Genomic DNA, 13,188 nt, shown 5'->3' with positions numbered 1-13,188 from the left:
GAGCCTATCCACCTGCCGTTCGGGCCGGCCGGTGCTTGCGCGGTCGCTCGATTCGTATGGTGCCCGTGACCGACGTCGGAGAAAACGCGCCATCCGGCCCGAAACCGCGCCCTTCAGGCCCGAACCGGGCCGAAACTCCGCAATTGCACACACCCAACCCGGACCCCCGGACCCCCGGACCCCCGGACCCCCGGACCCCCGGACCCCCGGACCCCCGGACCCCCGACGATTTTCCTCCCGAAGCACAACGCACGCACAAGCACGAGGACGCATGAGCAGGGCTTCAGCGGGGCAGAGCCGTCCGCTCCAGAAACTCGTTCACAAACACGCGCGACGGGTCGAGCCGGGCCGCAAGCGCATGGAAGTCCCCCAGCCTCGGGTACACCCGCTCGAGCAACTGCGGATCGGGCGTGAAAACCTTTCCCCAGTGCGGTCGCGCGCTGAACGGCGCGAGCGCAGCCTCGAGTGTCGGCAACAATGCCTCGACCTCGGGCTGCTTCTTGAGCCAGGTGAAGTGGAGGCCGACGGCATCCGTGTCGTATGCCCCGCTCAGCCACAGCGTGTCCGCTGCGAACGTCCGGATCTCACAGACCTGGAGCAGCGGCGAAACCCGGTCGGCGAGTGACCGCACCGCACGCAGCGCATCGACGGCGTGAGCCCGCGGCACGAGGAACTCGGACTGCAGCTCCTCACCGTTCGAGGGCGTGAAGTCGAGCCGGAAGTGCGGCAACCGGTCCAGCCACGCACCGGCGACACCCATCTGCGGCGTGCAGTTGATGGCGGAGATTCCGGGGAGCGGATGCCGGTCGGCCGGCGCTGCAACCGCACCGAACAGGCCAGAAGGAGCAGCGACATCAACTCCTGCACGGCGCTTCAGCCACACCTGGTCGAGAACATCCGGATTCCGCCACGTGGTGAACATCGACACGCTGTAGGCGGCCCCGGTGATCGCGTCGAAGTTCTCCTCGACGGCTGCGAACGGAAGTCCCTCGAACACGGACTGCTCGATGTCGAACGTCGGCACGATGTCGAGCGTCACGCGCGTGACGATCCCGAGCGCACCGAGGCTGACGACGGCACCGTCGAAGTCCGCGTCACCGCGCCGCAACTCGAGCACGTCGCCAGACGCGAGCACGATCTCGAGCCCGGCAACCGACGCCGCGAGCGACGGCACAGCGTTACCCGACCCGTGGGTTCCCGTGGCGATGGCCCCACCGACGGAGATGTGAGGCAGCGACGCGAGGTTCGGCAGCGCCCACCCGGCGGCCTGCAGGTCGGCGGCAAGGTCGCCGTAACGGATGCCAGCACCCACCGTCACGGTGCGATCCTCGGTCGAGAGAACCGGTGCGAAGCGCAAGAGCTCGGTCGAGATCAGCAGGTCGGCGGAGTCGGCGATCGGGTTGAACGAGTGCCGGGTGCCGATCGCACGCACCGAGGTTGCACCCGCGAGCAGGGATTGCACGGCGTCGACGCTCGCCGGAGCTTCGATGCGGGCGGCGCCATACGCGTAGTTGCCGGACCAGTTCGTACCGAGAACGGATGTCACAGTTGCCTTTCGTGCGCCGGGGCGCGAGGAGTTCGAATACCTCGCGCATGCGGCGAGGGCAGCCGGGCAGCGAACCGCCCGGCACTCAGATCGTCGGCAGCCAGACCCGCATCCCACCGGGGCCGCGATTGCCCCAGCGGTAGTACGGCACCAGTGCCACGTCCATCGTGTCCAAAAGTGTAGCCGTGCCGCCGGTCCGCGCCGGGTACAGCCCGGCCTTCACCGACTCGAGTTGCGCGCCCCGCACCCGCACCGTCAGCGAACCGGAGCCGGTTTCGTCGACGGTGGCGCCGGCATCCGCATCGATTCGTACGTCCTCGATCACGACGCCGTCGGGCAGGTCGGGCTGCTCGAGCGCGTAGACGATCGGGCCGCGCGTGACCACGACGCACCCGCGAACGGCGTCGATGTGCGGGTGTGGTTCGCGCACGACGGCGGGCATGTCGAGCGTGAGGGTGATTGAACGGATGCGCCCGCCCTGCACGCGCAGATACCCTTCGCTGACCGGCAGGTCGACTACGGATCCATCCACGGTGAGCGCGAACGACGAAGCCCAGCCGGGCACGCGCAGAGCGACCTCGTGCTCGAAGGGTGCGTCGAAATCGATGCGGACCGTACTGTCGAACGGATAGTCCGTCGTGACGGTGGCCGTGGCATCCGGGAGCGTGATGCGACCGGACTCGTACAGGTGCAGCTGGAGTGCGCCGTCTCGGGTGGTGGCGGCGTAGGAGTGCAGTGAGGCGACGAGCCTGGCGAGGTTCGGCGGGCAGCAGGCGCAGTCGTACCAGGGCACGCGGCGGGCGGGCGCCTGCTCGTGTTCGCCGTCACGATGGGTGCGCACCTGCAGCGGGTTGGAGTAGAAGAAGTTGCAGCCGTCCGGCGTCGTCGAGGTGGCGACCGCGTTGTACAGGGCTCGTTCCATCTCGTCGGCGAAGCGTCCTTCGCCGGTGATGAGGAGCATCCGCCAGTTGAACATGACACTCGAGATCGCGGCGCAGGTTTCCGCATAGGCGCGGTCCGGCGGCAGCTCGAACGGGTCGCCGAACGCTTCGTCGCGATGCCGCGAGCCGAGCCCGCCGGTGACGTACATTTTGCTCGAGTGGATGTCGGCCCAGATCCGTTCGAGCGCCTCGAGCAGGGCGTCGTCGCCGTTCTCGACGTAGGCGTCGGCGACTCCGGCGGCAAGGTACAGCTGGCGCACCGAGTGGCCGGTCGCGCCCTCCACCTCGCGCACGGGGGCGTGGTCCTGGAAGTAGCCGTAGCCGAACCGGTCCGGCCCGACGAGTTGGTGCCCACGCAGGTCGATCATGCGCTGGGCGAGGTCGAGCCAGCGTGTCTCCCCGGTCAACCGGTACACCTCGACGAGCGCGGTTTCGACCTCGGGGTGGCCGTCGACGGCATCCGTTCCGCTAGCGCCGAGGCGCTCGTCGACGAGGGTCGCGAACCGGAGCCCGATCTCGAGGATGTCGCGTCGCCCGGTCGTGCGCACCCACGCGACGCCCGCCTGCAGCAGGTGGCCGAGGCAATAGAGTTCGTGGCCCCAGCGGAGGTCGGTCAGCTTCTCATCCGGCCGCGCGACCTGGAAGTGGGAGTCGAGATATCCGTCATCCTCCTGCGCCGCCTGCAGCAGCGCGACGGTGTCGTCGACGAAACCCGTGAGCGCGTCGACGTTGCCGCGCCCTGCCTCCCAGCCGATCGCTTCGAGGACCTTGAAGACATCGGAATCCGCGAACTGGAAGCCGACGAATTCGCCCTGCTTCTGCCCCGCGGCGACCCGCAGGTTGTCGAGGGTTCCGGATACCTCCAGCTGGGCGACACAGTGAGCCAGCGTCGCCTGCGCGTTCGTCTCCTGCCAGGTAGCGAGCATCCCGTTTCCGGTGAAGGTGACGGCGTCGAACGGCAACGGATCGAGCGTCGAGCGTTCGGACGTGCGGGGTGCGACGGGACCAGCAATCGGCATAGCGCTCCTTTGTTTACAACGTTGTATATATTCAGTCTGGGCGGTCGGGCTGGCCGCTGTCAACCGCTGGGCGCCATCCCGTTTCCACTCCCCGCGGTCGGATTCACCCGGCGTACCGCGTGCATCGGTCGGCAACGTGTGAATCGGCGAGCATCCGCGTCGTCGGGGCGACCTACGGCCGCAACTGCACCGGCGCGGCGAGCGCCCACGCCCGCACCAGGTCCGTGCGCACCGTGACCCCGGATCCTGAACCTGTTGGTACCAGCAACCGCCCGTCCATGAGCACGAACGGTTCGGTGAGGTCCTCGGCGTAGTAGCGGTCCGACGCGCTCGTGTCCCCCGGCAGTGTGAATCCTGGCAGCGCCGCGAGCGCCACGTTCATCGCACGGCCGATGCCGGTCTCGAGCATCCCGCCGCACCAGACCGGGATGCCGCGTTCTGCGCACGCATCATGGATCGCGACAGCGGGCAGGTACCCACCGACCCGGCCGGGCTTGATGTTGACGATGGAGGTTGCACCGCGCTCGATGGCATCGATCGCGACCCCGACTGAGACGATCGACTCATCGAGGCAGACGGGTGTTTCGATCGCGGCGGCAAGTGCGACGTGGGAGGCGATGTCCTCCTCATCGAACGGCTGCTCGATGAGGAGCAGGTCTGCGGAGTCGAGTCTGCCGAGATGCGGGATGTCCGCCCGCGAATACGCGGTGTTCGCGTCGACCTGCAGCGCAGCATCCGGGCCGATCAGTTCGCGCACGCGGCGAACGGGTTCGAGGTCCCAGCCGGGTTTGATCTTGAGCTTGATGCGCCGGTAACCGGCATCGACGTAACCCTGCACCTCGCCGAGCAGCTCATCGATTGAGGTGCTGATCCCCACCGAGACCCCGCAGTCGACCTCGGTGCGGACGGCGCCGAGATACCGGGCGAAGCTCGTTCCGGATGCTCGCAGCTCAGCATCGAGGACGGCCGCCTCGAGCGCCGCTTTCGCCATGCGATGCCCAACGACCGGCGCGAACAGGGTAGCGAGGGAGTCAGCGGTGACGACCGGCGCCCGGAACAGCAGCGGAGCAAGGTGATGCTCGATCACGTGGGCGCAGCCGTCGACGTACTCGGAGCTGTAACTCGGTGAGGACCCGGCGACGCACTCGCCCCAGCCCTCACCCGCGTCGCTCACAAGATGCACGAGGAGGACGTCGCGCGCCGTTTCGCGGCCGAAGCTCGTTTCGAACGGTCGCACGAGGGGCATCGCGACGCGGTGGAGGGTGATCGACTCGACCTTCATGGGCTGAACCCTATCCTTCGACAAGGTCGCAGAGCGACCTGCTCAAACCGTCCCCCCGCCGCGAACGTCGCTCGCCTTACCGGCCGCCGTCGACCGGACGGTTTCGTTGCGCGATGCCGGCAGTCCCGTAGGGGTAGTCGTCCATCTCGGGTGCGCTGGCATCCGTCAGTCGCTGCAGTTCGTCGGCGCTGAGCTCCAGATCCACCGCTCCGAGGTTGTCGGTGAGCTGCTCGATGGTGCGCGCCCCGAGGATCACCGAGGTCACCGCCGGCTGCGCTCCCAGCCATGCAAGTGACACCTGCGACGCGGACGCGGAGTGGGCATCCGCGATCTCGGTCACCGCATCCAGAACGCGCCACGTGCGCTCGTTCGCGTTGCGTGCCTCCCACGCCTCCATGCCGCGCTGCGGGTTCTGTCCGAGCCTGGTCGCACCCGTCGGTGATACGTCGCGCTCGTACTTTCCGCTGAGCCAGCCGCCCGCGAGCGGCGACCACGGCAGCAGTCCGATACCGGCGTCAAGCGCTGCCGGAACGATCTCGTGCTCGATGTCACGCACGAGCAGGTTGTACTGCGGCTGCAGCGTCACCGGCGCGGTGAAAGAAGAAGCGGATGCTACGGCGACCGCTTTGGTCAGCTGCCAGCCCAGGTAGTTGGAGAAACCGTAATACGAGATCTTGCCGGCGCTGACCGCGTCGTCGAGAAAGCGGAGGGTCTCGTCGACCGGTGTGAGGGCATCCCACGCGTGCATCTGGTAAAGGTCGATGTGGTCCACCCCGAGCCGGGTGAGGGAGGCGTCGAGCGCGGTGCGGAGGTGGCGCCGCGACAGGCCGACGTCGTTGGGACCTTCACCCATCGGAAACCGCCCCTTTGTCGCGAGCACGATCGATGCCGCTTCGGTGGGGTGGGCGGCCAGCCAGCGCCCGATGATCGACTCGGACTCTCCCGCACTGTAGACATCGGCGGTGTCGACGAACGTGCCCCCCGCCTCGACGAACGTGGTGAGGATCTCGCCCGACGTTGCTTCGTCTGCTTCAGCTCCGAACGTCATGGTTCCGAGAGCGTGGGCTGAGACGACCGCGCCGGAGCGGCCGAGAGTGCGGTATTCCATGGGATTCCCTTCGATGAGCGTCCGACACTACCCGGCGGTGTTCACCCCGGTGAAGGGGGTTGCGGGTCAGCGGAAGACGTACCCGCCGTCGAGAAAACGAACCATCAGGCCCTCGTCGAAGGCCGGGCCGAACACGGCGCGGGAGGCGTCGCGGAACTCGGCCGCGGCATCCGGGTCCTCCCGGCGGAACGCCTCGAAGTCGGGATGCAGCTCGAAGCGAATGCCGTCTTCGCCTGCGCTCTGGCGCGGCGCGGGAGATACAGCACCCGCGCCGCGCCGAGAGACCCGCGCGAGCGCCCGGTCGATCGTCGTGGAGACCCCGGCGGAGTCGAGCTGCCAGCTCACCTCGAACCGGTCGCTGTGATCCGAGCCCGTGATCTCGTCATCGAGCCGGCCGTAGAAGTCGGGCAGGTACGCCCGAACCGTTGCCCCGAGCTTCTCGAGGTTGAGGTGGGCGTTGCGGCGGATGAGCGGGTCATACGTCCACCGCACTTCGTTCACCTCGTGTTCCAGCGCGACCGCCCGCTGCTCGAGCTTGAGTGCGAACCCGACGCCGCCCCTGGCATCCGGAGTCACGGCGGCGACGTGGGAGTGCACGTGCAGCCCGCCGTCCCAGCCGAGGACGCCGACGAGCGCGCCGACGGTCCGGCCGTCGCGCTCGGCGAGCAGCACGGTGTTTCCCGCGTGCGCGATCGCTTGCACGAACGACGGGTCGGCGCCCGATCCACGACCCCACGTTTCGTCGAGCAGCCGGCAGATCTCGGCGTAGTCGCCCAGCCGCGTCGCAGAACGGATGCCTGCTCCGCACGCGGCCCGAGCGGCATCCGCATGGTCGCGGGGCGAGGTCACGCCACCGATTCCCTGCTGTCGGGTACCGCCGCGGACTTCTTTCGCACCGGTTCACCCGAGATGCGTGACGCGAACGGAGCCCAGAGGATCAGGACGACGCCGGCACCGAGCAGCGCCCCGCCGATCGTGTCGGTGAGCCAGTGAACGCCGAGGTAGGTGCGGGAGAACATCATCAGTGCGACCCAGAGGAACCCGGCGATCCAGACCCAGACGCGGGGGAAAATGATGCCGAGGGCGACGGCCATCGTGGCGGCGTTCGCCGCGTGTCCGGAGGGGAATGAGCCGAAGTCACTCACGACGAGCATGTCCTCTGGACGTTCGCGGCCCACGAGCGACTTGAGCAGCTGGGCGACTCCGACGCTCACGAGCGACACCACCGCGAAGAACAGCGCCGACCACGGGCGTTTGATCAGCAGCAGGATGATGACGATGAGGATCGGCAGGATGTAGCTACCGAAGATGCCTCCCCCGAGCCAGTTCATGCCGTACGACATCCACTCGAGGAACGGCAGACGGCCCTCATCGAAGACCTCCTCGCTCCATTCGGAGTCCAGCTCGAACGGCAGGTTGTTCCCGCGCTGAACGATGAGGAAGGCGAGGAGGATGCCGAGAAGGAGCGCAACTCCTCCGGAAATGTAGGGCCAGCGACTGGTGACCCGTTTGGCGGCTGGGTCGGCCTGGTGTTGAGACATTTTTCAATGATGCCCCGAGGGTCGAGAAAAGCGGCGCGTTGATCGAGGGGGTTGCATATGTTGTGACGGCTCCCGAAGCGTGTCAAGCCCGTCGTGGAGATCGCAACGTTCGACGCATACTGAGGCATCGGCGCAGTGAACCCGCTGCGCCTCGCCAGCTGCCCCCCGAGCGAAAATCAACCAGACAAGGAAGTTAGTGATGATCGACACCAGCAGCATCGACAGCGTGATCGGCTCGACGGCCTTCGACTCCACCGGGAACAAGATCGGCAAGGTCGGTCAGGTCTACGTCGACCCCGACGATGGCCGTGCCCTCTGGGCGAGCGTCAACACCGGGTTCTTCGGAACCTCCGAGTCCTTCGTGCCCCTCGAGGACGCGTCCCTCGACACGGACGGTCTTCGTGTCGGTTACGAGAAGGACTTCGTGAAGGATGCCCCGCGCGTCGACGTGGACGGTGAACTCAGCCCCGCCGATCAGGACGCGCTCTACGAGTATTACGGCATGACCGGAACCGCCGGATACACCGGCTCGACCACGGGCACCGACACCCGCACGGACGCGAGCTACACCGACACGGATCGCTCAGGCGGAGTCGGTGGCCCCGGACAGGACACCTCAGGACCGAACACCGATTCGGCCATGACGCGGTCAGAGGAACAGCTCAATGTCGGCACCCAGGAGGTGCAGACCGGCAAGGCCCGTCTCCGCAAGCATGTCGTCACCGAGCAGCAGAACGTGACCGTACCGGTTCAGCGCGAAGAGGTTCGCCTCGAGCGCGAGCCGATCACCGACGCGAACGCCGGCGACGCTCTCTCCGGTCCCGACCTGAGTGACGAGGAGCACGAAGTCACCCTCACCGAGGAGCGGGTCGTCGTCGACAAGGAGACAGTCCCGGTGGAGCGGGTCCGGCTCGACAAGGAGACCGTGACCGAACAGCAGAACGTGACCGAGGACGTTCGCCACGAGGAGATCGAACTCGACGGCGACGCCACAACACGCGGGACCGACCGGCTCTAACCCGAGGAGCCCAGCGAGAGGGCAGTTCACCAGCATCCGGCGGCTCACAGCCGGGTGCTGAACTGCCCTCTCGTTGCGTTGAAGCACGGGTTCACGACCGTGTTCAGGGGCTCGATTCGCGCACGGTTCAGCGCACGACCGGCCAGCCGTCGACCCAGTGGAGCGTCGAGAGTCCCAGCCGGAACACTCCATCCAGCTCTTCGTCGTAGAAGTGATACGCGAGGATGCCGTCACTCACCGACTGACCGCCCGGCCCGATCCGCGGACCCTCGGTATCGAGCACGGAGGTACCGCCGTTCTCGGTGAGCGGAGTACCGTCCGCGTCGACGTAGGGCCCCGTGACCTCCTTCGATCGCCCGACAGCGATGTTGTAGCTGCTGTCGACGCCCTGGCAGCAGGAGTCGCGCGAGAAGAAGAGGTAGTAGTAGCCGTCGTGCGGCAGGATGTACGGCGCTTCGATCGCATTGGGCGGCGACTGCCGGTCGGCAAGGAGGACAGGGTCGTCCGTTGACACGGGCATCCCGCCCGGCCACGCGAGTTCGACCATCCGCAACCCGCTCCAGAACGAGCCGAAGCTCATCCAGGGGGTGCCGCCGGCGTCTTCGACGATGCCGGGGTCGATCGCGTTGAAGTCCGTGCCGGTGGAGGCGAGAACCGTGCCCCGGTCCACCCATTCGTACCCCGCGGCATCCGGGTCGAGCGTCGTGTTCGTGGCGAGCGCGATGAGCGACGAGTTGCTGCCGAACGTCGACGCCGAGTAATAGAGGTACCAGGTGCCGTCGTGCTCGTAGAGCTCAGGTGCCCAGAGGTTGTCGACGCCCGGCACCGCCTCTGCGAGCCAGGCCGGTTTCTCCGGCCACACCTCGCCGGCATACTCCCAGTCGACGCCGTCGTCCGAGCGACGGATCTGGATGTTGCCGTCGCCGACTCGCCCGTTGCCGGTCGAGTAGATGAACCACGGTTCCCCCTCGGCACCTCGAACGAGCGCAGGGTCATGGGTGTCGGTGCTCCCGGTGGGTTCGGGGAGACGTTCTTCAGCGACCGACGCGGAGCATCCGCTCAGAAGGAGTGCGAGCCCCGCCGTCAGCGCCGCTCGCCGAAACGGCAGTTTCGCACCCAGGCGGCGCCTCTTCGAGGGTTGTGGGTGCGAAACTGCCATGTCGTCGACCTAGCCCAGGGCCAGAGCGGACCAGGACACCGGCGGCAGCGTCACGGTCAGGATGCCGTCGGCCAGGGTCGCGGCCGAGAGGTCACGGAGTCCGACCCGGTTTTGGTCCTCGAGCGTGTTCTTGGCGTACACGTCGTCGTCGTGGAGAGTGACGGCTTCGGTGATGGTGGATGCCTCGAGTCCGGACACATCGATCGACACCTCGATCGACTCGGTCTGGCTGCGGTTCACGAGGAACACAGCGCTCGATCCGGTCTCGGCGTCGGCCGTTGCGACCGCGTCGACGAGCGGTGCGTCGCCGTGGACCTTGGTCGCGTAGGTACCGACGTCGATGCGTGGGCGGAGCACTTCACCGCGGGCGAGGCGCGACGTGACGGAGAAGGGGAAGAAGGTGGTCTGGCGCCAGACCGCTCCACCCGGCTCGGTCATGATGGGCGCGATCACGTTCACGAGCTGCGCGAGCGATGCTGAACCGACGCGGTCGTGGTTCTTGAGAAGCGTGATGAGCAGGTTGCCGAGCACGACGGCATCCGCCACCGAGTACACGTCCTCGAGCTGGCGGGGAGCGAACTCCCAGTCCTCGTTGACCTCATCTGAGGCCTGGTGCTCGTCGAGGTACCAGATGTTCCACTCGTCGAACGAAAGCTGGATCTTCTTTTTGCTGCGCAGCTTGTTGCCGACGTGATCGGCGGTCGCGACGACGGTCTCGATGAAGTACTGCATTTCGAGCGACGAGGCGAGGTACGAGTCGAGGTCGCCGCCACGCTCCTGGTAGTAGGCGTGGCACGAGATGTAGTCGACGTGCTCGTAGCTGTGCTCGAGAACCGTGCGCTCCCAGTCGCCGAACGTCGGCATGCTGGATCCGCTCGAACCACAGACGACGAGCTCGAGGCTCTTGTCAGCGGCCTTCATCGCCTGAGCGGTGCGTGCCGCGATCTTGCCGTAGTCGTCAGCGGTCATGTACCCGGTCTGCCACGGGCCGTCCATCTCGTTGCCGAGGCACCACATGCGGATGTCGTGCGGCTCGGGCGTGCCGTTGGCAATGCGCTGGTCGCTGAGCGCGGTTCCCGAAGGGTGGTTGCTGTACTCGAGCAGGTCGAGCGCCGCTTCGATCCCCCGCGTGCCGAGGTTCACGGCCATCATCAGCTCCGACCCGGTCAGCTTGCACCACCTGGCGAACTCGTCGGTACCGACCTGGTTCGATTCGAGAGCGTGCCACGCGAGGTCGCGGCGCACCGGACGGTTCTCGCGCGGGCCGACGCCGTCTTCCCAGCGGTAACCGGAGACGAAGTTTCCGCCCGGGTACCTGATGGTGGTCGACCCGAGTTCCTTCACGAGCTCGACGACGTCGAGGCGGAAACCGTCCTCGTTCGCGGTCGGGTGCCCCGGCTCGTAGATGCCGTCATAGACGCAGCGTCCGAGGTGCTCGACGAACGAGCCGAAGATTCGGCGGTTGATGGGAGCAACGACTGCGGTGCGGTCGATGGCGATTGTTGCGGTGGTCACGCGGGTATTCCTTCTCTCTGGTGCAGTGGCGAGCTCACGACGCGAGTTGCCGGGTTGAAAGGGTTGTCGGCTACCGTAGCCCCGATATCCGGGCGACTCGCGGGGGCGAGCCGTGCGAGGCGGGCGTCTATGATCCAGCCGGCGACGAACAGGGGCACGGATGCTCCGACGAGCGGAACGGGGACGCCGAACGCCATGAGCGCATACGCGAGCACGCCGAGGCTGACGATCAGCGACACGCTCATGCCGGGTGAAACGAGGGGCAGCACGATCGCGTACCGCCAGGTTGCATGGGCGGATGCCCGGTAACGGCTGCAGATCGACACCGCGGAGAACGCAGCGAGGGCGGTGAGCAGGGTGGAGGTCAGAAACACCGCGAACAGCACGGCGGCGAGCGGGTCGCCGGAGGCCGCGAGGGTCTGGAACGCTACGAGGTCGACCGCGATGAGGAGCGTCGCGAGGGTGAACGGGATCGAGACGACGGCGAGGTGCCAAAACTGGCTGCGGTAGGCGGTGACGAAGTCGCGCACGATCGAGTCCGGCGGCACACCCGCACGCATGCGGGCGGCGACGATCGACGTGGCGACCGCTGCCGGGAAGAGCCCGAACACGACGAGCCCGGCGAGAGTTCCGACGACGAAGAGCAGGTTGAGCAGGACGAGGGCGAGAGCGAACCGCAGCCAGGTCATGAGCCGGCCGGCCCAGCCGATTTCGGTGTCACTCATGGCGTCCAGCGGTTCCCTGCCACGCGACACCGTCGGCGTCGATCCCGGCGAACGAGAGTGCTGCACGCCCGGTGGCCCAGTCCCACGAGACGAAAATAACGGCGTCGAGCTCGGTCGCGCCGACCGCGAGCCGGACCCGCTCGGGCTTCCCCGATGCCAGGAGGTCGGGGGTCGCCGGAACCGACACGGGAAGCGGGACGGCGTCGACGATGTCGGTCGATGCCGGGTCGAGGCGCAGCACGCGCCAGACCCCGGCGACCGGAGCGGGTTCGGCGAGCAACTCGAGCTCGCGCCCTGCGAACGGTTGAGGCGAGACGACCGGCCAGCCGGCATCCGTGAAGAAGACGCGACGCAACTGGACGACGTGCTGGCTCGGGTCGTCGGCGAAGCGCACGTGGTGCACCATGAAGTACTCGTCGCCGTCGTCGCCGGGCTCGGTGAGGATCGAGTTGTGCCCGGGGGCGAGCCAGCCGGTGTCACCATCGAAGCGATAGCTGCCGAGGATCTTGGTGCCGATCGAGGTGGGCTCCGCGTCCAGGTCGGTCAGGTCGCGGCCGTTGGCGTCGAGGTACGGCCCCGTGATCTCTGGGGCGACGGCGACGCGCACGTGATAGGTCGAGAACAGCGAGTCGTATGAGACGAACAGCACGAACCGGTCCTCGTCGGCGCGGTACACGACATACGCGCCCTCGATCGCGGTGTCGACGGATTTCCGCCGGCGTGCGATGACCGTTCCCAGGTCGCCCGGTGTCGCGGCGAAACCGGTCGCGGCGTCGAGCGGGAGCGTGTAGATGCCGGAGAAGAACGAGCCGTAGGTCAGCCAGGGGGCACCATCGCGATCGAGAGTGACGGCGGCGTCGATCGCGTTCTGCGTCGTCTCCCCCTTTCTCGTTGCGACGACGATTCCGCGGTCTTCCCACGGGCCGGCGAGGTCGGATGCCACGGCGAGGCCGATCGCGGACGTGGTCGACCCGAAGGTCGACGCGGAGTAGTACATGTGCCAGCGCGGTTCGTCGCCGGGCCAGCGCACAACTTCAGGCGCCCAGAGCCCGGGCGCACCGGTCCACTCGAACGCGTCGGCGGGGACGCCGTCGAGGGCGGTGCCGGCGAAGGTCCAGGTGACGAGGTCGGTCGAGGTGCGCACGTGGACACCGGACGGAATCTCGGTGGCGTTGGCGACAGCATCCGTCGAGAACATGTACCAGGTGCCGTCGTCACCGCGCACGACGGTGGGGTCGTGGGCATGCCGGGCACCCCACGTGGTGGCGTCGCCGGTGGGCGCGGGAACCAGGCGTTCGGGCACGGCGGAGACACTCGAGTCGAGGATCGACATA

General features: G+C 67.4%; 11 protein-coding genes. 1 reads left to right on the top strand and 10 read right to left on the bottom strand.

Annotation, left to right across the window (positions count from 1 at the left end; translation table 11 throughout):
- Nucleotides 1-283: 283 nt before the first annotated feature.
- The 6 genes from ACWA1Q_RS02345 to ACWA1Q_RS02320 all read right to left on the bottom strand — a co-directional run bounded on the left by ACWA1Q_RS02345 (nt 284) and on the right by ACWA1Q_RS02320 (nt 7,437).
- Complete coding sequence (locus ACWA1Q_RS02345) at nt 284-1,546, bottom strand: D-arabinono-1,4-lactone oxidase (protein WP_463759197.1); 1,263 nt, start codon at nt 1,544-1,546, stop codon at nt 284-286.
- 85 nt (nt 1,547-1,631) lie between these two features.
- Entirely contained in the window at nt 1,632-3,506 is a 1,875-nt protein-coding gene (locus ACWA1Q_RS02340) for a glycoside hydrolase family 127 protein (RefSeq protein ID WP_463759196.1), read from the bottom strand.
- 172 nt (nt 3,507-3,678) lie between these two features.
- Nucleotides 3,679-4,788, bottom strand: coding sequence for an o-succinylbenzoate synthase (gene menC, locus ACWA1Q_RS02335; protein WP_463759194.1), 1,110 nt, complete (start codon nt 4,786-4,788; stop codon nt 3,679-3,681).
- Nucleotides 4,789-4,864: 76 nt separating this feature from the next.
- Nucleotides 4,865-5,896, bottom strand: coding sequence for an aldo/keto reductase (locus ACWA1Q_RS02330; RefSeq protein WP_463759192.1), 1,032 nt, complete (start codon nt 5,894-5,896; stop codon nt 4,865-4,867).
- A 66-nt stretch (nt 5,897-5,962) separates the two neighbouring features.
- A complete protein-coding gene (locus ACWA1Q_RS02325) occupies nt 5,963-6,745 on the bottom strand; it encodes a hypothetical protein (RefSeq protein WP_463759190.1) in 783 nt (260 codons plus the stop codon).
- Nucleotides 6,742-7,437 (bottom strand): phosphatase PAP2 family protein, encoded by a 696-nt coding sequence (locus ACWA1Q_RS02320; protein ID WP_463759188.1) that lies wholly within the window; start codon nt 7,435-7,437, stop codon nt 6,742-6,744. The genes ACWA1Q_RS02325 and ACWA1Q_RS02320 overlap by 4 nt, the downstream gene beginning before the upstream one ends.
- A 199-nt stretch (nt 7,438-7,636) precedes the next feature.
- On the opposite strand from ACWA1Q_RS02320, the gene ACWA1Q_RS02315 reads away from it, so the two are divergent.
- On the top strand, nt 7,637-8,455 hold the full coding sequence (locus tag ACWA1Q_RS02315; protein ID WP_463759186.1) for a DUF2382 domain-containing protein: 819 nt from the start codon (nt 7,637-7,639) through the stop codon (nt 8,453-8,455).
- Nucleotides 8,456-8,582: 127 nt separating this feature from the next.
- On the opposite strand, the gene ACWA1Q_RS02310 is transcribed toward ACWA1Q_RS02315, so the two are convergent.
- Genes ACWA1Q_RS02310 through ACWA1Q_RS02295 form a run of 4 tightly spaced genes read right to left on the bottom strand, consistent with a single transcriptional unit; the run spans nt 8,583 to nt 13,187 of the window.
- Nucleotides 8,583-9,614 carry an arabinan endo-1,5-alpha-L-arabinosidase gene (locus ACWA1Q_RS02310; RefSeq protein WP_463759184.1) on the bottom strand — a complete coding sequence of 344 codons (1,032 nt, stop codon included), beginning with the start codon at nt 9,612-9,614 and terminating at the stop codon, nt 8,583-8,585.
- Nucleotides 9,615-9,623: 9 nt separating this feature from the next.
- A complete protein-coding gene (arfA, locus tag ACWA1Q_RS02305) occupies nt 9,624-11,129 on the bottom strand; it encodes an arabinosylfuranosidase ArfA (protein ID WP_463759183.1) in 1,506 nt (501 codons plus the stop codon).
- Complete coding sequence (locus ACWA1Q_RS02300) at nt 11,126-11,854, bottom strand: YesL family protein (protein WP_463759181.1); 729 nt, start codon at nt 11,852-11,854, stop codon at nt 11,126-11,128. Before ACWA1Q_RS02300 ends, arfA begins: the two co-directional genes overlap by 4 nt.
- Nucleotides 11,847-13,187, bottom strand: coding sequence for an arabinan endo-1,5-alpha-L-arabinosidase (locus tag ACWA1Q_RS02295; RefSeq protein WP_463759179.1), 1,341 nt, complete (start codon nt 13,185-13,187; stop codon nt 11,847-11,849). Before ACWA1Q_RS02295 ends, ACWA1Q_RS02300 begins: the two co-directional genes overlap by 8 nt.
- Nucleotide 13,188 lies beyond the last annotated feature (1 nt).

The organism is Mycetocola sp. TRD_SC_2 (genome assembly GCF_055361225.1).
Note: the sequence above shows the minus strand (reverse complement) of the source record. Positions and strands in the feature narration are given on the sequence as shown.

Bases quoted from the DNA above. Each gene is read 5' to 3' on its own strand.
- ACWA1Q_RS02340 (WP_463759196.1), bottom strand. From the start codon at position 3,506: ATGCCGATTGCTGGTCCCGTCGCACCCCGCACGTCCGAACGCTCGACG.
- menC (WP_463759194.1), bottom strand. From the start codon at position 4,788: ATGAAGGTCGAGTCGATCACCCTCCACCGCGTCGCGATGCCCCTCGTG.
- ACWA1Q_RS02330 (WP_463759192.1), bottom strand. From the start codon at position 5,896: ATGGAATACCGCACTCTCGGCCGCTCCGGCGCGGTCGTCTCAGCCCAC.
- ACWA1Q_RS02320 (WP_463759188.1), bottom strand. From the start codon at position 7,437: ATGTCTCAACACCAGGCCGACCCAGCCGCCAAACGGGTCACCAGTCGC.
- ACWA1Q_RS02315 (WP_463759186.1), top strand. From the start codon at position 7,637: ATGATCGACACCAGCAGCATCGACAGCGTGATCGGCTCGACGGCCTTC.
- ACWA1Q_RS02310 (WP_463759184.1), bottom strand. From the start codon at position 9,614: ATGGCAGTTTCGCACCCACAACCCTCGAAGAGGCGCCGCCTGGGTGCG.
- ACWA1Q_RS02300 (WP_463759181.1), bottom strand. From the start codon at position 11,854: ATGAGTGACACCGAAATCGGCTGGGCCGGCCGGCTCATGACCTGGCTG.
- ACWA1Q_RS02295 (WP_463759179.1), bottom strand. From the start codon at position 13,187: ATGTCGATCCTCGACTCGAGTGTCTCCGCCGTGCCCGAACGCCTGGTT.